This is a genomic window from Pseudomonas sp. NFX1 (assembly GCF_051123555.1).
Taxonomy (GTDB): Bacteria; Pseudomonadota; Gammaproteobacteria; order Pseudomonadales; family Pseudomonadaceae; genus Aquipseudomonas; species Aquipseudomonas capeferrum.
Genome location: NZ_CP169366.1, coordinates 3,296,051 through 3,320,549 on the forward strand (window position 1 = coordinate 3,296,051; position 24,499 = coordinate 3,320,549).

Annotated in this window: 15 protein-coding genes and 2 tRNA genes; 9 read left to right on the plus strand and 8 right to left on the minus strand. The window is 65.0% G+C overall.

Annotated features, from left to right (window positions below; all coding sequences use genetic code 11):
- Positions 1 to 35: 35 nt before the first annotated feature.
- The 3 genes from DJ563_RS14780 to DJ563_RS14790 are packed head-to-tail and all read left to right on the plus strand — an operon-like array spanning position 36 to position 3,984.
- Positions 36 to 1,100: an HlyD family secretion protein gene (locus DJ563_RS14780; RefSeq protein ID WP_274099921.1), complete on the plus strand. Its 1,065-nt coding sequence runs from the start codon at positions 36 to 38 to the stop codon at positions 1,098 to 1,100.
- Complete coding sequence (locus DJ563_RS14785; protein WP_434517946.1) at positions 1,097 to 2,668, plus strand: DHA2 family efflux MFS transporter permease subunit; 1,572 nt, start codon at positions 1,097 to 1,099, stop codon at positions 2,666 to 2,668. Before DJ563_RS14780 ends, DJ563_RS14785 begins: the two co-directional genes overlap by 4 nt.
- Positions 2,638 to 3,984 carry a TolC family outer membrane protein gene (locus DJ563_RS14790; RefSeq protein WP_274099922.1) on the plus strand — a complete coding sequence of 449 codons (1,347 nt, stop codon included), beginning with the start codon at positions 2,638 to 2,640 and terminating at the stop codon, positions 3,982 to 3,984. Before DJ563_RS14785 ends, DJ563_RS14790 begins: the two co-directional genes overlap by 31 nt.
- On the opposite strand, the gene pcaQ is transcribed toward DJ563_RS14790, so the two are convergent.
- From pcaQ to DJ563_RS14810, 4 genes are all read right to left on the minus strand, one after another.
- Positions 3,975 to 4,907 carry a pca operon transcription factor PcaQ gene (gene pcaQ / locus DJ563_RS14795; protein WP_434517947.1) on the minus strand — a complete coding sequence of 311 codons (933 nt, stop codon included), beginning with the start codon at positions 4,905 to 4,907 and terminating at the stop codon, positions 3,975 to 3,977. The genes DJ563_RS14790 and pcaQ overlap by 10 nt on opposite strands.
- 147 nt (positions 4,908 to 5,054) lie before the next feature.
- Positions 5,055 to 5,417 carry a nitrite reductase small subunit NirD gene (gene nirD, locus DJ563_RS14800; RefSeq protein WP_434517948.1) on the minus strand — a complete coding sequence of 121 codons (363 nt, stop codon included), beginning with the start codon at positions 5,415 to 5,417 and terminating at the stop codon, positions 5,055 to 5,057.
- The gene (gene nirB, locus DJ563_RS14805; protein WP_434517949.1) at positions 5,417 to 7,969 is read right to left on the minus strand and encodes a nitrite reductase large subunit NirB; all 2,553 of its coding nucleotides are present in this window, start codon (positions 7,967 to 7,969) and stop codon (positions 5,417 to 5,419) included. The genes nirD and nirB overlap by 1 nt, the downstream gene beginning before the upstream one ends.
- A 241-nt stretch (positions 7,970 to 8,210) precedes the next feature.
- Positions 8,211 to 12,242 carry a molybdopterin-dependent oxidoreductase gene (locus tag DJ563_RS14810; protein WP_434517950.1) on the minus strand — a complete coding sequence of 1,344 codons (4,032 nt, stop codon included), beginning with the start codon at positions 12,240 to 12,242 and terminating at the stop codon, positions 8,211 to 8,213.
- 278 nt (positions 12,243 to 12,520) lie between these two features.
- Here DJ563_RS14810 and map point away from each other — a divergent pair, with 278 nt between their 5' ends.
- Positions 12,521 to 13,297, plus strand: a complete 777-nt coding sequence (gene map / locus DJ563_RS14815; RefSeq protein WP_274098563.1) for a type I methionyl aminopeptidase — start codon at positions 12,521 to 12,523, stop codon at positions 13,295 to 13,297.
- Between the two features lie 147 nt (positions 13,298 to 13,444).
- On the opposite strand, the gene DJ563_RS14820 is transcribed toward map, so the two are convergent.
- Both DJ563_RS14820 and DJ563_RS14825 read right to left on the minus strand, forming a co-directional pair.
- Positions 13,445 to 13,521 (minus strand) — tRNA-Asp (locus tag DJ563_RS14820).
- 13 nt (positions 13,522 to 13,534) lie between these two features.
- A tRNA-Val gene (locus tag DJ563_RS14825) sits at positions 13,535 to 13,610 on the minus strand.
- A gap of 217 nt (positions 13,611 to 13,827) precedes the next feature.
- On the opposite strand from DJ563_RS14825, the gene rdgC reads away from it, so the two are divergent.
- The 3 genes from rdgC to sugE all read left to right on the plus strand — a co-directional run bounded on the left by rdgC (position 13,828) and on the right by sugE (position 16,249).
- The gene (rdgC, locus tag DJ563_RS14830; RefSeq protein ID WP_274098562.1) at positions 13,828 to 14,748 is read left to right on the plus strand and encodes a recombination-associated protein RdgC; all 921 of its coding nucleotides are present in this window, start codon (positions 13,828 to 13,830) and stop codon (positions 14,746 to 14,748) included.
- A gap of 103 nt (positions 14,749 to 14,851) precedes the next feature.
- Positions 14,852 to 15,817, plus strand: a complete 966-nt coding sequence (locus DJ563_RS14835; protein WP_033700778.1) for a bile acid:sodium symporter family protein — start codon at positions 14,852 to 14,854, stop codon at positions 15,815 to 15,817.
- 114 nt (positions 15,818 to 15,931) lie between these two features.
- A complete protein-coding gene (gene sugE, locus DJ563_RS14840) occupies positions 15,932 to 16,249 on the plus strand; it encodes a quaternary ammonium compound efflux SMR transporter SugE (protein ID WP_033700779.1) in 318 nt (105 codons plus the stop codon).
- A 10-nt stretch (positions 16,250 to 16,259) separates the two neighbouring features.
- On the opposite strand, the gene DJ563_RS14845 is transcribed toward sugE, so the two are convergent.
- Positions 16,260 to 18,137 carry an MFS transporter gene (locus tag DJ563_RS14845; protein ID WP_033700780.1) on the minus strand — a complete coding sequence of 626 codons (1,878 nt, stop codon included), beginning with the start codon at positions 18,135 to 18,137 and terminating at the stop codon, positions 16,260 to 16,262.
- A 143-nt stretch (positions 18,138 to 18,280) separates the two neighbouring features.
- On the opposite strand from DJ563_RS14845, the gene DJ563_RS14850 reads away from it, so the two are divergent.
- Both DJ563_RS14850 and DJ563_RS14855 read left to right on the plus strand, forming a co-directional pair.
- Positions 18,281 to 19,459, plus strand: a complete 1,179-nt coding sequence (locus tag DJ563_RS14850; RefSeq protein WP_434517951.1) for an MFS transporter — start codon at positions 18,281 to 18,283, stop codon at positions 19,457 to 19,459.
- 132 nt (positions 19,460 to 19,591) lie between these two features.
- Positions 19,592 to 23,068 (plus strand): hybrid sensor histidine kinase/response regulator, encoded by a 3,477-nt coding sequence (locus DJ563_RS14855; protein WP_033700781.1) that lies wholly within the window; start codon positions 19,592 to 19,594, stop codon positions 23,066 to 23,068.
- Here the strand turns inward: DJ563_RS14855 and rmuC are convergent.
- Positions 23,040 to 24,413 carry a DNA recombination protein RmuC gene (gene rmuC / locus DJ563_RS14860; RefSeq protein WP_434519729.1) on the minus strand — a complete coding sequence of 458 codons (1,374 nt, stop codon included), beginning with the start codon at positions 24,411 to 24,413 and terminating at the stop codon, positions 23,040 to 23,042. The two genes, DJ563_RS14855 and rmuC, sit on opposite strands and share 29 nt — an antisense overlap.
- Positions 24,414 to 24,499: the final 86 nt, after the last annotated feature.

The following is a 24,499-nucleotide window of genomic DNA, read 5'->3' on the forward strand; positions in this document are numbered from 1 at the left end:
AATGGCCTTAAACGACAAGGACGAGAGCGTGTGACATGGTGAAAGGCAAGTACACCAAGTTGGCAGTATCGGTGCTGGTCATTGCAGGCCTGGCCGTACTGGGGCTGCAACGCTGGCAATACGCAAAGCAGTACGTCAGCACCGACAACGCCGAAGTGGAAGGCGTGATCATCCCTATCCGGGCCAGGCTGAGCGGCGTGGTGGTACAAGTGCCGGTGCACGAGAACACCCGGGTGAAGCAGGGAGACCTGCTGTTCCAGGTGCGTGAGGACGAATACCAGCAGCGGCTCGAACAGGCCCGAGCCAATTATCTGGGCGCGCTGGTCGCCACAGGCCAGGGCGGCATGCCTGGCCTGATGGACAGCCAGGTGCGCAGTGCCGCCGCACGCAGCCAGGCAGCACAGGCCACTATCGGACAACTGGTGGCCAACGCCGAGCAGGCACGCAGCGACTATCGGCGCACGCAACGGCTGGCCGAGCAGGGTGTGGTCAGCACCCAGGACCTGGAAGCCGCGCGCGCCCGCTTCGATGCCCTGAACCATCAATTGCAGGCTGCCCGGGACAACTCCACTGCCGCCCGTGAAGGCACCTTGGCCAACCAGGCGGCACTGAAGGTGGAAGAGTACCGGATCAAGGCAGCCGAATCGGCCTTGGCCCTGGCCCGTATCGAGCTGCAGGATACCCGGCAGGCCTCGCCCCGGGCCGGGGTCATCGTGCACAAGGATGTGCAGCCTGGGCAATTCGTGGTGGCCGGGCAAAAGCTGCTGAGCCTGGTCAGCACCGAGCGCATGTGGGTGGTGGCCAACTTCAAGGAAACCCAGATCGGCCGAGTACGGGTCGGCCAACCGGCACGCATCAGCGTCGACGCCTTTCCGGGGCAACAGCTCGAGGGTGTGGTGCACAGCCTGGTACCGGCCACCGGTGCGCGGTTCTCGCTGCTGCCGCAGGAGAACGCCACCGGCAACTTCACCAAGGTGGTGCAGCGCATCCAGGCACGGATCGAGTTCCGGCAACTGCCCACGGCCATGCAGCAGGCACTTAGCCAAGGCATGAGCGTGTTCGTCGAGGTCGATACCCGCGACAGCGGGCAGGCACTATGAAGTCGCCCTGGCTGGTGGCCGTGACGGTGACCTTGATCTCGATGATGGAGCTGCTCGACGTGACCATCGTCAACGTCGCCATTCCGAGCCTGATGGGCAGCTTTGGCGCGTCGGTGGACGAAATCTCCTGGATCTCTACCGGTTACATCGTGGCCAATGTGGTGATCCTGCCAGCCAGCGGCTGGCTGTCTGCCTGGTTTGGCCGGCGCCGCTACTACCTGGTGTCGTCGGCGCTGTTCGTGCTGGCGTCGCTCGGTTGCGCCGTGTCCCAGGAGCTCTGGCAACTGGTGCTGTGGCGCGTGATACAAGGCCTGGCCGGGGGCGGACTGCTAGGCATCTCGCAGGCGATCATCTATGACGTGTTCCCCAAGGAGAAGGTCAGCTCAGGCATGGCCTTGTATGGCGTCGGGGTGATGATGGGGCCGACCCTCGGCCCGTCGGTGGGGGGCTACCTGATTGATGAGTTCTCCTGGCACTGGATCTTCCTGATCAACCTGCCCATTGGTGCGCTGGCCCTGCTGCTGGCCTGGCTGTGCGTGGGCGACTCGCCCAACGAGCGCCGCCCGCAGAGCATCGACTACCTGGGCTTCCTGTTGCTTGCCGTCGGTGTCGGCAGCTTGCAGATCCTGCTGGAGCGCGGCGAGCACTGGGACTGGCTGGAGTCGGACCTGAGCCTGCTGTGCCTGGCCCTGGCGCTGCTTGGCCTGGTGGGCTTCTGTTACTGGGAGCGGCGGGTGAGCAACCCGATCGTCAACCTGGCGCTGTTCAACAACCGCGAGTTCCTGCTGGGTTCGGTGTGCGCCTTCTGCGTCGGTTTCGGCCTGTACAGCACGCTGTTCATGGTGCCCCTGCTGCTGCAGACGCTGCTCGAACAAAGTGCCTACCAGAGCGGCCTGGTGATCTTCCCTGGGGCCCTGGCCAGCGCGGTAAGCACCCTGGTAATCGGCAAGCTGTCGCAGGAAAACCGCATCGATGAGCGCTACTTCATCTGCGTGGGCATCCTGGTCTACGGCTACGCCATGTACCTGCATACCCAGTTCACCCTGCAGAGCAACCCCGACACACTGTACTGGCCGCTGATCATCCGGGGGTTCGGCCTGGGCATGATCTTCGTGCCGCTGACCAACCTGGCCATGCGCCAACTGCCGGTACAGCTGATCTCGGTAGGTTCCGGCGTGCTCAACCTGATGCGCCAGCTCGGTGGCAGCGTCGGTATCGCCATCGCCGCCACCCTGCTCACGCGTTTTTCCTGGGCGCGCTACCGGCAGCTCGCCGAGCATGTCGACGAAAACCGCCTGGTCACCAGTGGCTGGGACCTGGCCAGCCTCGACCCGCGGCGGCTCTCCACCGAGCTGCTCGGCGCTGACCAGGCCAACGCCCTGCTGGCCTTCGTCCAGGCCCGGGAGCAGGCGCAGATGCTCGGTTTCAGCATGCTCTTCGGCCTGCTCGGTGCAGTGATGCTGGTCGGCGTCCCGATGGTGCTACTGATGCGCAACCCCCGCCAACACAAGCCCTCACTTGCAAAGGAGTCCGCGACGTGCTCGGACAATGCACACGAATCCGCCTAGCGGTGCTGATACTGGCGCTGGTCTGCGCCAGCCCCGTACAGGCCCGCGACCTGTACCAGACCTACCAGCAGGCCCTGGGGCATGACATGGCCTATGCCGCCGCCCAGCAACGCCAGCTGGCGGCTGCACAAAAGGCCCCGCAGGGGTTGGCCACGTTGCTGCCGCACCTGTCCCTGGAAAGCGGCGCAGCCTGGGTCGACCGCGAACACAGCGGGGCGGCCAGCCGCAACCGCGACAACTCCAATGCCTACGCGCTGGTATTGATCCAGCCCCTGCTGCGCTGGCAGAACGTCATCGGCCATGAACAGGGCAAGGCCCTGGCAACGGCGGGCGAAATCGACCTGCTGGCCGCGCGCCAGGACCTGATACTGCGCGTGGCCGACGCCTACTTCGAGCTGTTGCTTGCCGAAGACCAACTGGGCACCAGCCGCCAGCAGGTGCAGACCCTTGGCCAGCAACTGGACAAGGCACAGCGCTTTCGGCGCGAGGGCTCGGGGACCGAAAACGAAGTGCAGCGCATCCAGGCCCGCTACGACCTGGCGCTGGCCGAACAGATTGCCGCCGGTAATGCCTTGCGCCTCAACCAGCAGGCATTGGCGAGGCTGACGGGCAGCACGCCGGGCGAGTTGGCCAGGCTCGACGACGAGGTGGCGTTCAGTGGCCCGCAACCGGCACGGCTGGATGCCTGGACCGACCAGGCACGCCAGCACAACCTGAAGGTGCAGGCCGCCGAGGTGCGCCAGCTGATCGCCGAGCAGGAAGTGGAAAAACAACGAGCCGGCCACCTGCCGACCCTCGACCTGGTGGCCGCGCATGGCCGGTTTGCCTCGGTCGGTGGCAGCCTTTACGACGTTACCGTACCCGAGGAGAAATACACCCAGACGGTGGTTGGCGTGCAACTGAGCGTGCCGCTGTATGCCGGTGGCGGTACTCAGAGCCGTACCCGCGAGGCGCGTGCCCTGCAGGGCGCGGCGGAAGATGAACTGGAAGATGCACGGCGCGAAGCTGATTTCATGGCGCGCCAGGCCTACCTCAACCTGACGGGCGGCATCAGTCAGTATCAGGCCCTGCAACAGGCCATGCGCTCCAGCCAGAGTGACCTGCGGATCACCACGCACGCCTTCGAGGCAGGCGCGCGCATCAGCAGCGACGTGCTGGATGCCGAGCAGCAGCTAACCCGCACCCGCCTGCAACTGGCCCGCCAGCGCTACGCTATCTTGCAGGCGCAGCTACGCCTGATGGCGGCCAGCGGCAGCCTGAGTGATGACAACCTCAAGGCGCTCAGTGCCCTGCTGACAGCACGGGTTCAAGGGTAGCTACCCTCGCGGTACTGCCCCGCCACCTCGCGCAGCACCTCGCACACCCACTGCCCCGGCAGGCTCTGCGGCGAGGCGGCATTGCGACAGATGCCGACCGAGCCGCCCGGCTCGCGCACGCCCAGGTCGAGTTCGACCAGTTCGCCACGGCCAAGGTCGATCAGCACGGCGTCGCGCGGTGCCACCCACACGGCATCACTGCCCAGCAGATAGCGGCGGCTCAAGGCCAGCGACAAGGTCTCCAAGCGTTGCGCCGGCAGCTGCACACCACATTGAACGAACAGGCTGTCGGCGTGCTGGCGAATGGTGGTGCCGGGGGGTGGCAAGACCAGCGGATAGCGCCCCACCTGCGCCCGCTCCACTGGCGTGGTGGCCAGCAGCGGGTGCCCCGGCCGCACGACCAGGCTCATCGACTCGCTGTACAGGTGCTCGAACGACAGGCCTTGAATCTGCGGGCTGTCGGTCATGCGCCCGACCACCAGCTCCAGCTCACCCAGGCGCAATTGCCCGAGCAACTGCGCACTGGCCCCGGTCACCACGCTGATCAGCAACGCCTCATGACGCTGATGCAGGCGGCACAGCACTTCGGGCATCAACAAGCCCTCGACGGTAGAGAGCACGCCAATGCGCACTTGCGACGGCGCCCGTGCTTCGCCGCGCAGGCTGCTCACGCCATCGCGCAAGGCCTGTACGCTGGGCCCGGCGTAGCGCATGAAGCGGGTGCCGGCCGGGGTCAGTTCGACGCCGTGCCGGCTGCGTTCGAACAGGCGTGCTTCCAGCAGCTCTTCGAGTTCCTTGAGGGTCTTGGAAATCGCTGGCTGGCTGATCGCGAGGCTGTCGGCAGCCCTGGCCAGGCTGCCCTGCCGGGCGATCTCCAGGAAGCACAGCAGGTGGCGGTACTTGATGCGGGTGTCGAGGTTCATGGCCTGAAGCTTACCGCATTGGGGGGGTGGGCAGTGCTCGCCGCAGCGTTTTTGTCGCCTGGGAGATCGAGCGCCGCGCGGGCGGCGCTCGATCTCCCATACGGCGAAAATCCAACGGCGAACAGCATCCGGGGCTTCAACAATTCATCACGCCACCGCCAGCTCCACCGCTTCACCATTGATCCGCACCGGCCACACCCGCAGCCGCTGCGCGGCATCCTCCAGGCAATGCCCGCTGTGCAGGCTGAAATGCTGCTTGTAAAGCGGCGCCGCCACCACCAGCTGGCCCTGCACACTCCCCACCAGCCCACGGCCGATGATGTTGGCCCCCGAGCGCGGGTCACGGTTGTCCAGCGCATACAACGCCTGCTCCTGCCCTGGCAGATAGAACAGCGCCACCTGGGCACCCTCGTGCCACACCACCACGCCGGAATCGGCAACCAGGTCGCGGGCCTGGCAGACCGTTTGCCAGTTGGGTTGGTGCGCTACAGCAGTACTGGACAGGTTCATCAGACAGCCTCCTCGGCAGTGGGGATCAGGTGCAACGCTGCAGCAGGGCGGCGTTGTTCGCGCTCGCGGACGAAGTGCACGTCCGGGTCGGCGCGGTGGTCGTTGACGAAGGTGCGGAAGCGCTTGAGCTTTTCCGGGTCGTTGAGGGCGTTGGCCCATTCGCATTCATAGTGATCGACCACATGCTGCATCTGCGCTTCCAGTTCGGCTGCCAGGCCCAGGCTGTCGTCGAGGATCACCTGCTTGAGGTAGGCCAACCCGCCCTCCAGGTTTTCGCGCCATACCGAGGTGCGTTGCAGCTTGTCGGCGGTGCGGATGTAGAACATCAGCACGCGGTCGATCAGGCGTACCAAGGTCTCGTCGTCCAGGTCGGTGGCGAACAGCTCGGCGTGGCGCGGGCGCATGCCGCCGTTGCCGCAGACGTAGAGGTTCCAGCCCTTGTCGGTGGCGATCACGCCGATGTCCTTGCTTTGCGCCTCGGCGCATTCGCGGGTGCAGCCGGATACCGCGAACTTGAGCTTGTGCGGGCTGCGCAGGCCCTTGTAGCGGTCCTCCAGGCGCAGGGCCATGGCGACGCTGTCCTGCACGCCATAACGGCACCAGGTGCTGCCCACGCATGACTTCACCGTGCGGGTCGACTTGCCGTAGGCATGGCCCGTCTCGAAGCCGGCCTCGATCAACTCGCCCCAGATCAGCGGCAGTTCGTGCAACTGGGCACCAAACAGGTCGATGCGCTGGCCGCCGGTGATCTTGGTGTACAAGTCGTACTTCTTGGCCACCTGGCCGATGACGATGAGCTTGTCGGGGGTGATTTCACCGCCCGGTATGCGCGGCACCACCGAGTAAGTGCCGTTTTTCTGCATGTTGGCCATGAACGTGTCGTTGGTGTCCTGCAGCGGTACCAGCGCCGGGTCCATGATCGGCTGGTTCCAGCACGAAGCAAGGATATTGCCCACCGCCGGCTTGCAGATAGCGCAGCCGACATGGCCTTTGCCATGGCGCACGAGCAGGTCATGGAAAGTGCGGATACCGCCAACCCGTACCAGCCCGTAAAGCTCCTGGCGGGTGTAGGCAAAGTGTTCGCAGAGGCTCTTGTCGACCGTCACGCCGCGGGCCGTGAGTTCGTGCTCGAACACTTGCTTGAGCAGGGCTGCGCAGCCGCCACAACCGCTGGCCGCCTTGGTGCAGCCCTTGACCGAGGCAAGGTCGCTGCAGCCGCTGTCGATAGCGGCGCAGACCGCGCCCTTGCTGACGTTGTGGCACGAGCAGATGGTCGCGCTGTCGGGCAGGGCGTCGGCACCCAGGGCCGGCGCGCCGCCCGTTTGTGGCAGGATCAACGCGGCCGGGTCGGCAGGCAGGGCTATACCGTTCTGCGCGTACTGCAACAGGGTGTCGTAGTAGCTGTTGTCACCCACCAGCACCGCGCCCAGCACATGCTTACCGCTGGCATCCACCACCAGCCGACGGTAGGCGGCGTTGGCTTCGTCGATGAAGCGGTAGCTGCGCGAGCCTGGCGTGGCGCCATGGGCATCGCCGATCGAGCCGACATCCACGCCCAGCAGCTTGAGCTTGGTCGACATGTCGGCACCGGTGAAGGCAACCGCAGCATCCCCCGCCAGCAGCGCCGCCAGGTTACGGGCCATGCTGTAGCCCGGCGCAACCAGGCCGAACACGCTGCCGTTCCACGAGGCGCACTCGCCGATGGCGAAGATGCGCGCATCGCTGGTGCGACAGTGGTTGTCGACCACCACCCCGCCTCGCGCGGCTATGTCCAACCCGCATGCGCGGGCCAAGGCGTCCTGCGGGCGGATACCGGCGGAGAACACGATTAGGTCGGTTTCCAGGTGTTCGCCGCCGTCGAAGTTCATGCGGTAGCGATAGCCCTCACCGGCACTGATCGACTGGGTGGCGCGGGACAGGTGCACGCCCACGCCCAGGGCCTCGATCTGTGCCTTGAGCGCCGCACCGCCCTCGCTGTCCAGCTGCACCGGCATCAAGCGTGGGGCGAACTCCACGACATGCGCTTCCAGGCCCAGGGACTTGAGTGCATTGGCCGCCTCCAGGCCCAGCAGGCCGCCACCCACCACCACACCACGCTGGGCATTGCTGGCGGCGGCGCGGATTGCATCGAGGTCGTCGAGGGTGCGGTAGACCAGGCGGGCGTTGCCGCTGGACCCTTCGATCGGCGGGACGAACGGGTAGGAGCCGGTGGCCAGTATCAACTGGTCGTACGCGTAGCGGCCTTGGGTGGTAACCACCTCGCGGCGCGTGCGGTCGATCTCCACCACCGCTTCGCCCAGGTGCAGGTGCACGCCTTGGCTGGGGTAGAAACCCTGCTCGCACATCGCCAGGGTCTCGGCGCAGCTGCCGCCGAAGTATTCGGAGAGGTGCACACGGTCGTAGGCACGCTGGCGTTCTTCACCGAACACCCGCACCTCGAAGTGCTGCAAGGCGCCACGCTCGATCAATTGCTCGACGCAGTGGTGGCCGACCATGCCGTTGCCGACAATCACCAGTTGCTCTCGTTGCCTGCCGTTCGCTGTTGCCGTCATAGCCGATCCTCGATCAAAAAAAAACGCCTGGAGCGGAAGCTCCAGGCGCCTTTGCCTGTACTCATCAGGGTGTGCCCCTGGTTGATCGCCGTTGATCAGTGGGGCGTGTTGTGAACGTGATAAAGCAGGGAATGTGCCAAATGCTGTATCGCCTGTTTAAACGCGACAGGGCCAGAAAAGTCATCGGACAGCCCAGAAAAAACCGCACAGCCAAGGTGCACCCCTCCCCATCCCGGTGCACTCAGTACACATCGCGCCGATAACGCTTGGCCTTGCTCAACCCCTCGACATACGCATCCGCCGCGGCCTCGCTCATGCCCCCGTGCTCGGCGACGACCCTGCGCAGCACGCTGTCCACATCCTTGGCCATGCGCTTGGCATCACCGCACACATAAAAGTACGCACCCGCCTCCAACCAACGCCAGAGGTCAGCGCCCTGCTCGTGCAGGCGCTGCTGCACATAGATTTTCTCGACCTGGTCGCGGGAGAACGCGGTATCCAGACGCAAGTGGCCTGTCGCTTGCCATGTCTGCAACTGTGCCTGGTAATAGAAGTCGCTGGCCGCATGCTGCTCGCCGAAAAACAGCCAGTTGCCCCCGCGTGCCCCACGCGCTTCTCGTTCTTCGAGAAACGCCCGAAACGGCGCGATGCCGGTGCCCGGCCCAACCATGATCACCGGCACGCTATCGTCCTCGGGCAGGCGAAAATGCTTCGATGCCTGCGGAAAAATCGCCACCTTGATGCCGTGCGCGCGGTCGGCGAGGTAGGTCGAGCAGGCCCCTTTGCGTTGTCCGTAACGCACCGTCGAGACGGTCAGGTGAACCTGGCCAGGGTGCGCCAACGGGCTGGAACTGATCGAGTATAGGCGCGGCTGCAAAGGTTTGAGCAGGTCGAGCCAGGTGGCCAAGGGCAGGTCCTGGGGAAACTCGCGCAGCACATCCGCCAACTGCCGCCCCCACAACCAGTTTTGCAGCTCGGCCTTGTGCTCGGGCTGGAGCAACCGGCGCAGGGGCTCGGCGCTCTGGCTGAACACCTGCAACTGCGCCGGGGTGACCTTGGCGATTTCCAGGTGCGCCTCCATGGCATCGGCCAGCGGCAGTGCGGCCTGGCCTTTGACCTCGACCAGGGTCTGGCCATCGAGCCGCATCAGCGCCAGCAGCTCTTCAACCAGCGCCGGGCAGTTGCGCGGCCATACGCCGAGGGCGTCGCCCGCCTGGTAGCTGAAAGTGCTGCCGGCCAGGTCGAACACCAACTGGCGCGTCTCCTTGCTGGCACCCGGAGCATTGAGCACGCGGTTCTCCAGCAAGGTGGCCGACCATGGCTGCTGCTTGCTGCAAGCCTGCGCAGGCGAAGGCGCGCCGCTGGCCTGGGGCGCGGCGGCGTCAGCCAACTGCGCCAACAAGGCGTCGAGCCAGGTGGCGAATGCCTCATCGTAATCCGGCTCGCAATCCACCCGTTGCAGCAGCCGCCGCCCACCCAGCTCGGCCAGGCGCTGATCAAGCTTGCGGCCAAACCCGCAGAACTGGTCGTAACTGGAATCGCCCAGGGCCAATACGGCATAGGGCACATCGGCGCAGTGGCCGCCCTCCTCGCCTTGCAGTGCCTGCCAGAACACCGCCGCGCTGTCGGGCGCGTCGCCATCACCGAAGGTACTGGCGATCAGCACCACACTGGCAGCACCGCGCAACTGCTGCGGGCTGAGTGTATCCATGCAGTTCAGGTGCACCGCCAAGCCAGCACCACGCAGGCGCTCGGCACAGCGCTCGGCCAGCGCTTCGCCGTTACCGGTCTGCGAGGCCCACAGCACCTGGTGCTGCGGCACCTCCAGCGCCCGGCTGGGCAGCGCCGAAGGCTGCGCGAACACGCCCGCCAGCAGGCCATCGACGAACAACCGCCGGTTGGCGGCCAGTGGCGCGCTGGCTGGCAGGCTTGGCACACCCTCGGCGCGGGCTTGCTCCAGGCCGAGCAAGAAGCCCTGCAGGTAATGGCGCTCTTGCTCGGCCAGCGCCGGGGCCGGCAGGTTGTCCAGGCCAAGCAGACGAGACAGGGTGGCGGTGGGCATGCGGGCAAGCTCCGGGTGGGCAGTGGCGCCGCTCAGGTCGAGGGCGTCGATACGTTCGCCGGCAACCCGCTCAAGGGCCACGGCGCAGTGTTTGAAGGCGGGCTGCAGCGACAGTGGGTCGACCGCATCACAGGTGACGGCATTGATGGTCAACTGCTCGCCGATCAGGTCGTTCCAGTGAAACGGCGCGAAGCAATTACCTGGCATGACCCGGTCGCTGATGCGCGCCGGCAGCACGGCCTGACCACGGCGCGAGCGAATGGCCACCTGGTCCTTTTCGGCGATGCCAAGCCGTGCGGCGTCCTCGGGATGCATTTCGATGAAAGGGCCAGGCTCCAGCTTGTTCAGCGCCGGCACCTTGCCGGTCTTGGTCAGGGTGTGCCACTGGTGCTGCACGCGGCCGGTGTTGAGCACCAGGGGGTAGGCGTCATCCGGCAACTCCGCTGCCGGCAACCAGGGCCGGGCGAAAAAGCGTGCCTTGCCGCTGGCGGTGGGGAACGCCAGCGCCGGGCGCTGGCCCTGGGCGTCGTGCAGCAGCGTCTGGCTGCTGCCATCGTTCAGGTAGCGCAATGGGCTGCGGGCGCTGTCACGCCCTGGTGCGCATGGCCACTGGCGCGGCTGCGCACGCAGGTCGGTGTAGCCGATGCCGCGCAGGTCGTAGCCGGTAGCGGGGTTATGGAAGCGGCGAATCTCGTCGTACACCGCTTCGGCATCGGCGTAATCGAACGCGTCGGCATAGCCCATTGCGCAGGCCACCCGGGCGATGATCTGCCAGTCCGGCAGGCTCTGGCCAGGAGGCGCCACGGCGCGTGGCATCAAGGTGAGGTTGCGCTCGCTGTTGATCATCACGCCCTCACCTTCGGCCCACAGTGCCGCAGGCAGGAGGATATCGGCGTAGCGGTTGGTCTCGGTGTCGAGAAACGCATCCTGGGAGATCACCAGCTCGGCCTGGCGCAGGCCGTCGATCACCTGCTGGCGGTTGGCGACGCTGGCCACCGGGTTGCTGCAGATGATCCAGCAGGCTTTCACGTCCCCTGCTTTCAGCTGTTCGAACAGCGCCACCGTACCCTCGCCGCCTTCGCTGCGCAGGCTGCCTGGTGGCAGTTGCCACTGCTGTTCGACGAACGCGCGGTCGCCTTCCACCAGCGCCGAGCGCTGGCCTGGCAGGCCGGGCCCCATGTAGCCCATCTCGCGGCCGCCCATGGCGTTGGGTTGGCCGGTCAGCGAGAAAGGCCCGCTACCGGGGCGGCAGATAGCGCCGGTGGCCAGGTGCAGGTTGCACAGGGCGTTGCTGTGCCAGGTACCGTGGATGCTCTGGTTCAGGCCCATGGTCCAGCAGCTCATCCAGTCGTTGGCACGGCCGATCCATTCGGCGGCCTTGATGATGTCGGCCTCGGCCAGCCCGGTGATGGCGGCCACGCGCTCGGGGCTGTAGTCATCGAGGAAGGCTGGCAGTTCGTCCCAACCGTCAGTGTGGCGAGCGATGAACTCGGGGTTGGTGTGGCCGTTGCGGTGCAGCAGATGCAACAGGCCGTTGAGCAAGGCCATGTCGCTGCCGGGGCGTACCTGCAGGAACAGGTCGGCCTTGTCGGCGGTGGCGCTGCGCCGCGGGTCGACGACGATCAGCTTGGCGCCGGCCTTGACCCGGTCCAGCAGACGCAGGAACAGAATCGGGTGGCAGTCGGCCATGTTGGCGCCGATTACCAGGAATACGTCAGCGTGCTCGAAGTCCTGGTAACTGCCAGGTGGGCCATCGGCACCGAGCGACAGTTTGTAGCCACTGCCGGCGCTGGCCATGCACAGGCGCGAGTTGGACTCGATATGGCGGGTGCGGATAAAGCCCTTGGCCAGTTTGTTGGCCAGGTACTGGGCCTCCAGCGACATCTGCCCGGACACATACAGCGCCACGGCATCCGGGCCGTGCTGGTCAACGATGCCGCGCAGGCGCGCGGCGGTGGCCGCAATGGCCTGGTCCATGCTGGTGCGCACCGGCGGCTGGCTGCGCTGCTGACGCAGGTAGGCATCCTCCATGCGCCCGGCGGCGGTCAGCGGCACGTGCGCGGTCAGGCCCTTGGTGCACAGGCGGCCAAAGTTGCTGGGGTGCTGCTTATCGCCGCTGATCTTGCTGACCTTGCCATCGGCAACGCGCATGACGATGCCGCAGCCGACGCCGCAATACGGGCAGACACTGCGAACTTCGCTGCTGCTCATGGGCCGGTCTCCTTGGGGAAACGCAAAAGGCGCCGGCTGCCCCGGCTTGCATGGCAAGCGGGGCAACACGGCGCCTTTGTCGTGAAGAGGTGTGGGCAATCGGCATTGATTGCCCTGGGTAGGGGTCAGTCAGCAATTAGCGGGCCAGCTGTGCGGGCCTCTTCGCTGGCGGCCCGCGCGCCCGTGCGGGGCCGGTTTGCCGCACCATGCGGTGGCACCGCGAAGGCCCATGGCGCTATGCTGGGGCACATTTCTGCCAGAGTTACTGCCTTCTCCCCATGTCCCAGGTGATCCTCAAAACCCCCGCCCAACTCGACCTGATGCGCAACGCCGGCCGGTTGCTGGCCCAAGTGTTCGCTGAACTCGATGGTTTCATACGCCCCGGCGTGACCACGATGCAGATCAACGACCACGCCGAGCGCTATATCGTCGAAACGCTCAAGGCTCGGCCGGCAAGCAAGGGCCAGTACGGTTTCCCTTACGCTCTGAATACCTCGGTGGACCACGTGGTGTGCCACGGCATGCCGAAGGCGGATGAGGTGCTCAACGAGGGGTCGATCATCAATGTCGACATCACCCTTGAACAAGGCGGCTACATCGCCGATTCGTCGAAAATGTACTGCATTGGCTCGATCAACGACGAGGCGCGTCGGCTGGTCGAAACGACCTACGACGCCCTATGGAAAGGCATCGAGCAAGTGCGCCCCGGAGCGACACTTGGCGACATTGGCCATGCCATCCAGGTACATGCCGAGGCTGCCGGCTATAGCGTGGTGCGCGAGTATTGCGGCCATGGCATTGGCCAGCAGATGCACGAAGGGCCCGAGGTGCTGCATTTTGGCCAGCGCGGCATGGGTATGAAGCTCAAGCCCGGGATGGTGTTTACCATCGAACCGATGATCAACCAGGGCGGGCGTGGCACTCGGACCTTGAAGGATGGTTGGACGGTGATTACCCGCGACCATGCGCTGTCGGCGCAGTGGGAACATACGGTGGCGGTGACCGAAGCAGGGGTTGAAGTGCTGACGTTGCGCGAGGAAGAACGCATGCGTTGATGCGGCATTGCACCGCCAACGCCGGCCCGCTACCACAGGGGCCGTGCTGTACCGCAGAACGTCTAAAAAAGCAGAAACAAAAAAAGCGACCCTAAGGTCGCTTTTCCTGTAACTTCCGGGTGTTCAGTGGGCCCTGGAAGTTGAATATGGCGCAGCGGACGGGACTCGAACCCGCGACCCCCGGCGTGACAGGCCGGTATTCTAACCAACTGAACTACCGCTGCGCTATACATCGAGTGGTGGGTGATGACGGGATCGAACCGCCGACCCTCTGCTTGTAAGGCAGATGCTCTCCCGGCTGAGCTAATCACCCTTTCGTCTCGGTGTGGCGCGCATTCTACGGATGAGCCCCCACCCTGGCAAGCACTTTTTTCGACTTTCTTAAAAAAAATTTCGAAGCCTTTCAAAGACCTAGCAACGCTGGTCTTTTCTTCTTCTATATATAGGTGCTGGCCCTCTGACAGGGTTGGACGGGAACCACTGCTCGGAGAATAATGCCCGCCTCATGCATTAAGGAGAGATTGCCCCCCATGTGGTTCAAGAACCTGCTGACCTACCGCCTGACCCAGGATGTTCCATTCGAAGCCGAAGCGCTGGAAACCGCCCTGGCCAGCAAGCCGGCCCGTCCCTGCGCCAGCCAGGAGCTGAACACCTATGGCTTCGTCGCGCCGTTCGGCAAGGGCGAAGACGCTCCCCTGGTGCACGTCAGCGGCGAGTTCCTGCTGATCGCCGCGCGCAAGGAAGAACGTATCCTTCCAAGCAGCGTGGTCAATGACGCCGTCAAGGAAAAGGTCGAAGAGATCGAGACCGAGCAGATGCGCAAGGTCTACAAGAAGGAACGCGACCAGATCAAGGACGAGATCATCCAGGCCTTCCTGCCGCGTGCCTTCATTCGTCGCTCTATGATCTTCGCCGCCATCGCGCCGCGCCTGGGCATGATCCTGGTCAACTCGGCCAGCGCCAAGCGTGCCGAAGACCTGCTGTCGACCCTGCGTGAAGTGATGGGCTCGTTGCCGGTACGCCCGGCAACCGTGAAGATCGCACCCGTTGCCACCATGACCGACTGGGTCAAGTCGCAGCAAGCCGCCGAAGGCTTCTATGTACTGGACGAGTGCGAACTGCGCGACACCGCCGAAGACGGTGGCATCGTGCGCTGCAAGCGCCAGGACCTGACCAGCGAAGAAATCCAGCTGCACCTGAGCACCGGCAAGGTGGTCACCCAGCTGGCCCTGGCCTGGCAGGACAAACTGTCGTTCGTGCTGGACGACAAGATGGTCATCAAGCGCCTGAAGTTCGAAGAGCTGCTGCAAGAGCAGGCAGAACAGGATGGCGGCGATGAAGCCCAGCAGCAGTTCGATGCCAGCTTCCTGCTGATGATGATGACCTTTACCGAATTCCTGCCGGTGCTGTTCGAGGCATTGGGTGGGGAGGAGATTCCGCAAGGGGTCTGAGTGGCATGAAATGTCGGGGCTGGGCTGGGACGTATTCTCAGCCAGTACCGCCCCGCGAAGAGGCCCTCGAAAACTACATCTCTATAAGTACAAGGACCTGCCCATGCGTGCCCTCGCCGCCCTCAGCCGCTTCGTCGGCAATACCTTTGCCCTCTGGGTGCTGGTGTTTGCCGTGCTGGCCTTCCTGCAACCGCAATGGTTCATCGCCCTGAAAGTGGCCATCGTACCGTTGCTGGGCCTGGTGATGTTCGGCATGGGCCTGACCCTCAAGCTCGATGACTTCGCCGCCCTCGCCCGCCAGCCCTGGCGGGTGATGCTGGGGGTGGTGGCGCACTTCGTGATCATGCCAGGCATGGCCTGGCTGCTGTGCCAGCTGTTCCACCTGCCGCCCGAGATTGCCGTGGGCGTGATTCTGGTCGGCTGCTGCCCTAGCGGCACGGCTTCGAACGTGATGGTCTGGCTGTCCAAGGGCGACCTGGCGCTGGCGGTGGCGATTGCCGCCGTCACCACCCTGCTCGCCCCGCTGCTGACCCCGGCGTTGATCTGGTTCCTGGCCTCGGCCTGGCTGCCGGTCTCGTTCATGGACATGTTCTGGTCGATCCTGCAGCTGGTCATGCTGCCGATCGTGCTCGGCGTGCTGGCCCAGCGCCTGCTGGGCGCGCGGGTGCAGGCGGCGGTGCAGGTGCTGCCACTCGTGTCGGTGGTGAGCATCGTCATGATCGTCTGTGCGGTGGTGGCGGCCAGCCAGGCGAAAATCGCCGAGTCGGGCCTGCTGATCATGGCCGTGGTGATGCTGCACAACAGCTTCGGCTACCTGCTGGGTTACCTCACCGGCAAGCTCTGCAAACTGCCCCTGGCCCAGCGCAAGTCGCTGGCACTGGAGGTGGGCATGCAGAACTCAGGGTTGGGGGCAGCCTTGGCGGCGGCGCATTTCTCGCCATTGGCGGCGGTGCCGAGCGCGCTGTTCAGCGTTTGGCACAATATTTCGGGGGCGCTGCTGTCGACCTGGTTCCGCCGTATGGAAGCGCCTTTGCCGGTAGATGAACGTGGCGAACCTGCCAGGCACTGACTTGCCCAGCCATCAGAAAATGTGCACCCTATTGCCCACTGTGGGGACGGCCTCACGACGCACCGCGTGACCATTCCGGGGACGGCCCCATCGTTGGCAACAATGGAGGCACCTATGTCCTGGATCATCCTGTTTTTCGCCGGCCTGTTCGAGGTCGGCTGGGCGGTAGGCCTGAAGTACACCGACGGCTTCAGCCGCCCGCTCCCCACCGTGCTTACCGTCGGCGCCATGGTCATCAGCCTGGGCCTGTTGGGCCTGGCCATGAAAGAACTGCCACTGGGCACCGCCTACGCCATCTGGACCGGCGTTGGCGCCGTGGGCACGGTGATCGCCGGGATCATCCTGTTCGGCGAGTCCATGGCCCTGGTACGGCTGGTCAGTGTGGCGCTGATCATCTGTGGCCTGATCGGCCTGAAAGTCAGCGCCAGCTGACCACGCCCGTTTAACGCAGGTCGCCGCGCAAGCGGCTGACCTGCTCGCGCAACAACTCAGGCTGCGCTGCTTCCACCGGGACTGCGGCGCCGGCCACGATGGTCACCCGCGACCACAAGCGCTTGAAAAAACCCTTGCCCGGATCACGGCTGAAAAAGCTGCCCCACAGCCCCTGCAACGCCAGGGGAATCACCGGCACCGGGGTTTCACCGAGAATCCGGCTGACCCCACCCTTGAACGCATCGATCTCGCCGTCGCCGGTCAACTTGCCCTCCGGGAAGATGCACACCAACTCACCCGCCGCCAGGTATTCGGCGATGCGCGCAAAGGCGCGCTCGTACGTGCCCTCATCCTCGCTGCGCCCGGCAATCGGGATGGCGCCTGCGGTGCGAAACACGAAGTTGAGCACCGGCAGGTTGTAGATTTTGTAGTACATGACGAAGCGGATCGGCCGGCGGATCGCGCCGCCGAGCAGCAGGGCGTCGACGAACGAGACATGGTTGCACACCAGCAGCGCCGCACCTTCGTCGGGGATGCGTTCGAGGTCGCGGTGCTCCACGCGGTACATCGAGTGGCTGAGCAGCCAGATCAAAAAGCGCATGGTGAACTCGGGCACGATGCTGAAGATGTAGGCGTTGACCGCGATGTTGAGCAACGACACCACCAGAAACAGCTGCGGGATGCTCAGCTCGGCCAGCCCCAGCAGCACGATGGTGAGCACCGCCGACACCACCATGAACAAGGCATTGAGGATGTTGTTGGCAGCAATTACCCGGGCCCGCTGGTCCTCGGCCGTGCGCGCCTGGATCAGCGCATACAGCGGCACGATGTAGAAGCCGCCGAACACCCCGAGCCCCACGATCGACAACAGAATCCACCAGGCCTGGCTCATGCCCAGCAGCGCCAGCCAGTCGTGCGGCACAGGCGCAGCCGGCACATCGCCGGAATGCCACCACCAGAGCAGGCCGAACAGGGTCAGGCCAAACGAGCCGAACGGCACCAGGCCGATCTCCACCTTGCGCCCGCTCAGCCGCTCGCACAGCAGCGAACCCAGAGCAATGCCCACCGAGAACAGGGTCAGCACCAGAGTGACCACCGTGCCGTCGCCGTGCAGCCAGTCCTTGGCGTACGCCGGGATCTGGGTCAGGTAGATGGCGCCGACGAACCAGAACCAGGAGTTGCCGACGATCGAGCGCGACACCGCAGGCGTCTGCCCCAGGCCCATGCGCAGGATCACCCAAGACTGCTTGAAGATGTTCCAGTCCAGTTGCATCTGCGGCGACACGGCGGCGGCCCGTGGGATCCAGCGGCTGGCCAGGTAGCCCAGCACGGCCGTGCCGACCACGCCACCCGCCACCACCGTGGCATAGCTGCCCGACGACATCATCACACCCGCGCCGATGGTGCCGGCCAGGATGGCCAGGAAGGTGCCCATCTCCACCAGCCCGTTACCGCCCACCAGCTCTTCTTCACGCAGGGCCTGGGGCAAGATCGAGTACTTCACCGGCCCGAACAGCGCCGAATGGGTGCCCATGCCAAACAGGGCTACCAGCATCAGCGCCAGGTGGTTGGTGATAAAGCCCAGCGCGCCAATGGCCATGATGCCGATCTCGGCCAGCTTGATCGCACGGATCAGCGCGTCCTTGGCGAACTTCTCGCCAAACTGCCCACCCAGTGCCGAGAACAGAAAGAACGGCAGGATGAACAGCAAGGCGCACAGGTTGACCCAGATCGAACGGTCACCGTCGCCCAGGCTGAGCTTGAACAGGATCGCCAGGATCAGCGACTGCTTGAACAGGTTGTCGTTGAACGCACCCAGCGACTGGGTGATGAAAAACGGCAAGAAGCGCCGCTTGCCGAGCAAGGTGAATTGCGAGGGATGACTCATCGTCCTTGTTCCTGAGGGGCTTTTAGCGTTGGAGGCGCGCCGGGCGCAGAAAGCCACAAATCTGCAGGGTAAAGCCTACTGCTGACAAGCCCCCTGCAGACTTATGCTGATACCCGGCAACCCCCAACGACAAGGAAGTGGCAATGCTCGCCGCCCTCAAGCGCTACCCAGCGGCCGTACGCCTGCTGCTCGCCACCACCTTTGCTTTGACCCTGGCCCGCGCCCTTACCCTGCCCTACCTGGTGGTATACCTGGCAAACAACTTCCAGCTGTCGGTGAGCGAGATCGGCCTGTTGATTGGCGGCGCGCTGATCATCGCTTCGCTGCTGAGCTTGTATGGCGGCCACCTGGTGGACACCGTACGCACTCACACGCTGGTGGTCGTCAGCACCCTGGTGTTTACCCTGGCGTTCGTCGGCGCCATGGCCAGCCGCTCGGCCGCGTTGTTCTTCCTGTGTCTGGTACTGATCAACCTGGCCCTGGCCGTGGTCGACATTGCCGCCAAGGCGGGCTTTTGCGCGCTGTTGCCGGTGGCAGAACGCGCCGAGGTGTTCGCCATCAAGTACACCTTGAGGAACGTCGGCTACGCCGTCGGCCCGTTGCTGGGGGTGGCCATGCTGGAGCTGGACGACCACCTGCCCTTCGTCGCCTCGGCGTTGATCGGCCTGGGGACGGGCCTGGCCTACCAGCGCCTGGGCGACCGTGGCCTGCAGGCCGCGGCCCCGGCACAACCGCGGGCCGCTTTTGCGCAAGTAGCGCTGGGCCTGGCCCGTGACCGGCGGCTGGTGTACTTCACCTTGGGCGGTGTGCTCAGCGCCGTGGTGTTCGGCCAGTTCGGGGCCTACCTGTCGCAGTACCTGATGGTGACCACCAGCCCGGCCGAGGCGGCGCGCCTGGTCGGCTACCTGGTGACGACCAACGCCGTCACGGTGATCGCCCTGCAGCACCTGATCGGCAGGCGCATCAGCCGCCAGCACCTGATGCCCTGGCTGCTGGCCGGCATGGGCCTGTTCATCGCCGGGCTGCTGGGCTTTTCGCTGGCAGACTCGGTGCTGGCATGGTGCCTGGCAATGCTGGTGTTCACCCTGGGTGAAATCATCGTGATCCCCGCCGAATACATGTTCATCGACCTGATCGCGCCGGAGCACCTGCGCGGGGTGTATTACGGCGCGCAGAACCTGTCCAACCTGGGCACGGCGCTGGGGCCGGTGATGGTGGGCATTGCCTTGGGCCAGTGGTGGCCAGGGGCGATCTTCTACCTGCTGGTAATGTCGGTGATACTGGCGGCAGTGTTCTACTGGATGGGCACCCGCAGGCATTGATTTTGGCGCTGCCGCTTGAGCAACGCCCTGCGACGACTCGCCACTGCGACCATCGTCTGCGCTGACGAACCGCCGCCTGCGTGCCAGACTGGTTGATCGGGACCGCGTTATCTTTTTTGCTCCGGAGTTTTCATGTCGTTGTCCAGCGGGCTGATCGCCGTGGTCGCCCTGGCCTATATGGCCATCATGTTCGCCATCGCCTTTTACGGCGACCGCCGCAGCACACCGTTGCCGCCGAAGCTGCGTGCCTGGGTGTACAGCCTGTCGCTGGCCGTGTACTGCACCAGCTGGACCTTCTTCGGCGCGGTCGGCCAGGCCGCCGAACAGCTTTGGGCATTTCTGCCGATCTACCTGGGCCCGGTGCTGCTGATGATCTTCGCACCCTGGGTACTGCAGAAGATGGTGCTGATCAGCAAGCAGCAGAACATCACCTCGATCGCCGACTTCATCGCCGCGCGCTACGGCAAATCACAGACCCTGGCGGTGGTGGTGGCGCTGATCTGCCTGGTCGGCGTGCTGCCCTATATCGCCTTGCAGCTCAAAGGCATCGTGCTGGGCGTCAACTTGCTGATCGGTGCCAATGCCGATGCCACCGGCACCCGGGTGCAAGACACCGCACTGGTGGTGTCGCTGGTGCTGGCGCTGTTCGCCATCGTCTTCGGCACGCGCAGCCTGGATGTGACCGAGCACCACCGCGGCATGGTGCTGGCAATCGCCTTCGAGTCGTTGATCAAGCTGCTGGCCTTTCTCGCCGTGGGCATCTTCGTGGTGTTCAACCTGTACGACGGCTTCGACGACCTGTTCAGCCAGGCACGCCAGTCGATCCAGCTGGAAAGCTATTGGCAAGAGACCATCAATTGGCCCTCGATGGTGGTGCAGACCGCAGTGGCCATGATGGCGATCATCTGCCTGCCGCGGCAGTTCCATGTCACCGTGGTGGAGAACATCGAACCGCAGGACATGCGCCTGGCCCGATGGGTGTTCCCGATGTACCTGGCCCTGGCCGCGCTGTTCGTGGTGCCGATCGCCCTGGCCGGGCAGATGCTGTTGCCCGGTACGGTGATGTCCGACTCGTTCGTCATCAGCCTGCCTCTGGCCGAAGCCCACCCGAGCCTGGCCCTGCTGGCCTTCATCGGCGGCGCCTCGGCCGCCACCGGCATGGTCATCGTCGAGGCCGTGGCCCTGTCGACCATGGTTTCCAACGACATGCTGCTGCCCTGGCTGCTGCGCCGCAACAATGCCGAGCGGCCATTCGAAGCCTTCCGCCACTGGATGCTCTCGGTACGGCGGGTGACCATCGTGGTCATCCTGCTGCTGGCGTATGTCAGCTACCGCCTGCTGGGCTCCACCGCAAGCCTGGCGACCATCGGCCAGATCGCCTTCGCCGCGGTGACCCAGCTCACCCCGGCCATGCTCGGCGCGCTGTACTGGAAGCAGGCCAACCGGCGCGGCGTGTTCGCAGGCCTGGCCGCCGGCATCTTTCTGTGGTTCTACACCCTGGTGCTGCCCATTGCCGCCCACAGCGTGGGCTGGTCGCTGGCGCTGTTCCCGGGCCTGGCGTGGCTGCATGGCAACCCGCTGAACCTGCCGATCAGCCCGCTGACCCAGGGCGTGGTGCTGTCGCTGGCGGGTAACTTCACGCTGTTCGCCTGGGTTTCGGTGCTGTCGCGCACGCGGGTGTCGGAACACTGGCAGGCCGGGCGCTTCATCGGCCAGCAGACCAGCGCCCGGCCCAGCAGCAAACCGCTGCTGGCCGTGCAGATCGACGACTTGCTGACCCTGGCCTCGCGCTTCGTCGGCGAAGAACGTGCCCGGCAGAGCTTCATCCGCTTCGCCTACCGCCAGGGCAAAGGCTTCAACCCCAACCAGAACGCCGACGGCGACTGGATCGAACACACCGAACGCCTGCTCGCCGGTGTGCTTGGCACCTCGTCGACCCGCGCCGTGGTCAAGGCCGCCATCGAAGGCCGCGACATGCAGCTCGAAGACGTGGTGCGCATCGCCGACGAAGCCAGCGAGGTGCTGCAGTTCAACCGCGCGCTGCTGCAAGGCGCTATCGAAAACATCAACCAGGGCATCAGCGTGGTCGACCAGAACCTGCACCTGGTGGCCTGGAACCGCCGTTACCTGGAGCTGTTCAACTACCCTGACGGGCTGATCAGCGTCGGCCGGCCGATTGCCGACATCATCCGCTACAACGCCGAACGCGGCCTGTGCGGCCCGGGTGAAGCGCAGGTGCACGTGGCCCGACGTCTGCACTGGATGCGCCAGGGTCGCGCGCATTCTTCCGAGCGGTTGTTCCCCAACGGCCGAGTCATCGAACTGATCGGCAACCCGATGCCCGGCGGCGGCTTCGTCATGAGTTTTACCGACATCACCCCGTTCCGCGAAGCCGAACAGGCGCTTCGCGATGCCAACGAGGGCCTGGAGCAACGGGTGGCGGAGCGCACCCATGAGCTATCGCAGCTCAACCAGGCGTTGTCCGAAGCCAAGAGCCAGGCCGAAGCCGTGAGCAAGTCCAAGACCCGCTTCCTGGCCGCGGTCAGCCACGACCTGATGCAACCGCTGAACGCCGCGCGGCTGTTCTCCGCCGCCCTGTCGCAGCAGGCCGAAGGCATGAATGACGAGGCCCAGCAACTGGTGCAGCACATGGACAGCTCGCTGCGCTCGGCCGAAGAACTGATCAGTGACCTGCTGGACATCTCGCGCCTGGAGAACGGCAAGATCACCCCGGACGCCAAGCCGTTCGCCCTCAATGAGCTGTTCGACACCCTGGGCGCCGAGTTCAAGGTACTGGCCGCCGAAAAAGGGCTGGAATTCCGCCTGCGCGGCAGCCGCCTGCGGGTCGACAGCGACATCAAACTGCTGCGCCGGGTGCTGCAGAACTTCCTGACCAACGCCCTGCGCTATGGCAAAAGCCCGATTCTGCTCGGTGCCCGTCGCCAGGGTGAGCGCCTGTGGCTGGAAGTCTGGGATCGTGGCCCCGGCATCGCCGACAACAAGCTGCAGGAGATTTTCCAGGAATTCAAACGCCTGGACAGCCACCAGACCCGCGCCGAGAAAGGCCTGGGCCTGGGCCTGGCGATCGCCGATGGCCTGTGCCGGGTGCTCGGCCATTCGCTCGAAGTGCGCTCGTGGCCCGGCAAAGGCACGGTGTTCCGCGTCAGCGTGCCGATTGCCCGCCAGGCGGCACCCGCACCGAGTGCGCCGGTGGAACAGTCTGGGCAGCCACTGGCCGGGCTGAACGTGCTGTGCATCGACAATGAAGACAGCATCCTGATCGGCATGAACAGCCTGCTCAGCCGTTGGGGCTGCCAGGTCTGGACCGCGCGCAACCGCGCCGAATGCGAGGCTTTGCTGACCAAGGGCATGCGCCCGCACCTGGCGCTGGTGGACTACCACCTGGACGACGGCGAGACCGGCACCGAATTGATGGGCTGGCTACGCGCACGGCTGGGCGAGCCGGTGCCTGGGGTGGTGATCAGCGCCGACGGCAGTAAAGAGACCATCGCCCTGGTGCATGCGTCAGGCCTGGATTACCTGGCCAAGCCGGTCAAGCCGGCCGCCTTGCGCGCCCTGCTCAATCGGCATCTGAGCCTGGTTCAGTAAGCGCTTCGCCCGCCGGGGTTTCATCGGACAGCGCCCGTTCCAGCAGGTCTGCCGGCAGGCTCTTGCTGGCACGGGCGCCAAGCAACTTGAGCTGTTCGCTGCGGCTGACCAGGTTGCCACGCCCCTCGCACAGTTTGTTGCGCGCTGCGGCATAGGCCTTGTCTACCTGCTGCAAGCGGCTGCCCAGTTCGTCCAGGTCCTGGATGAACAGCACGAACTTGTCGTACAGCCAACCGGCGCGCTCGGCAATCTCGCGGGCGTTCTGGCCTTGGCGTTCCTGCTTCCACAGGCTGTCGATCACCCGCAGGGTGGCAAGCAGCGTGGTCGGGCTGACAATCACGATGTGCCGGTCGAAGGCTTCCTGGAACAGGTTGGGCTCGGCCTGCAGGGCTGCCGAGAAGGCGGCCTCGATGGGCACGAACAGCAGCACGAAATCCAGGCTGTGCAAGCCTTCAAGGCGGCTATAGTCCTTGCTCGAGAGGCCTTTGACGTGGCTGCGCAACGACTGCACGTGCTGCTTGAGCGCGGCCTCGTCATTGCTGCCGACGAACTGCTGGTAAGCCGTGAGGCTGACCTTGGCGTCCACCACCACCTGCTTGTCGCCAGGCAACATGATCAGCACATCGGGCTGGAAGCGTTCGCCATCGGCGCTCTTGAGGCTGACCTGGGTCTGGTATTCGCGGCCCTTCTCAAGGCCGGCGTGCTCCAGTACCCGCTCAAGGATCATCTCGCCCCAGTTGCCCTGGGTTTTCTGGCCCTTCAAGGCCTGGGTGAGGTTGGTGGCTTCATCGGACAGGCGCTGGTTGAGCTGCTGCAAGCGCTCCAACTCTTTGCCCAGCGAGAAACGCTCGCGTGCTTCCTGCTGGTAGCTTTCCTCGACGCGCTTCTCAAAGGCCTGGATGCGCTCCTTGAGCGGGTCGAGCATTTGCCCCAGGTGCTGCTGGCTGGTCTGGGCAAAGCGTTGCTCGCGCTCGTCGAAGATTTTCGTGGCCAGGTCGGAGAACTGCGCGCGCAGGGTGTCACGGGCCTCTTGCAGGTCATCGAGACGCTGTTGGTGGCTCTCCTGCTGCTCGCGCAGTTCGGCGTCCAGCCGTGCGGTCTGGGCTTCCAGGCGCCGTAGCTCGGCTTCACGGTTGGCGCGTTCAAGGCTCCAGGCGTGGGCGGCATCGCGGGCGTTGTCGCGGTCGATCTGCAACAGTTCCAGTTCACGGCCCTGGGCTGCCAGCTGGGCTTGCTTGACGGTGTTGGCTTCGCTGAGGTCACTGATCTCGTCGCGACCGGCCTCCAGTTGCGCCTGCAGCCCGGCCAGGGACAGTTGGGCGGCGTTGAGGCGCTCTTCGAGCAGGGCCTGTTCACCCTGCCGGGACGCCTGGCGACGCTGCACCTGCATGAGCCAACCCAGGCAGGGCACTGCACCCACCACCAAGCCCA

Bases quoted from the DNA above. Each gene is read 5' to 3' on its own strand.
- DJ563_RS14810 (WP_434517950.1), bottom strand. From the start codon at position 12,242: ATGAGCAGCAGCGAAGTTCGCAGTGTCTGCCCGTATTGCGGCGTCGGC.
- map (WP_274098563.1), top strand. From the start codon at position 12,521: ATGTCCCAGGTGATCCTCAAAACCCCCGCCCAACTCGACCTGATGCGC.
- DJ563_RS14850 (WP_434517951.1), top strand. From the start codon at position 18,281: ATGCTCGCCGCCCTCAAGCGCTACCCAGCGGCCGTACGCCTGCTGCTC.
- DJ563_RS14785 (WP_434517946.1), top strand. From the start codon at position 1,097: ATGAAGTCGCCCTGGCTGGTGGCCGTGACGGTGACCTTGATCTCGATG.
- DJ563_RS14845 (WP_033700780.1), bottom strand. From the start codon at position 18,137: ATGAGTCATCCCTCGCAATTCACCTTGCTCGGCAAGCGGCGCTTCTTG.
- nirD (WP_434517948.1), bottom strand. From the start codon at position 5,417: ATGAACCTGTCCAGTACTGCTGTAGCGCACCAACCCAACTGGCAAACG.
- DJ563_RS14780 (WP_274099921.1), top strand. From the start codon at position 36: ATGGTGAAAGGCAAGTACACCAAGTTGGCAGTATCGGTGCTGGTCATT.
- DJ563_RS14855 (WP_033700781.1), top strand. From the start codon at position 19,592: ATGTCGTTGTCCAGCGGGCTGATCGCCGTGGTCGCCCTGGCCTATATG.
- DJ563_RS14835 (WP_033700778.1), top strand. From the start codon at position 14,852: ATGCGTGCCCTCGCCGCCCTCAGCCGCTTCGTCGGCAATACCTTTGCC.
- rdgC (WP_274098562.1), top strand. From the start codon at position 13,828: ATGTGGTTCAAGAACCTGCTGACCTACCGCCTGACCCAGGATGTTCCA.
- pcaQ (WP_434517947.1), bottom strand. From the start codon at position 4,907: ATGAACCTCGACACCCGCATCAAGTACCGCCACCTGCTGTGCTTCCTG.
- sugE (WP_033700779.1), top strand. From the start codon at position 15,932: ATGTCCTGGATCATCCTGTTTTTCGCCGGCCTGTTCGAGGTCGGCTGG.
- nirB (WP_434517949.1), bottom strand. From the start codon at position 7,969: ATGACGGCAACAGCGAACGGCAGGCAACGAGAGCAACTGGTGATTGTC.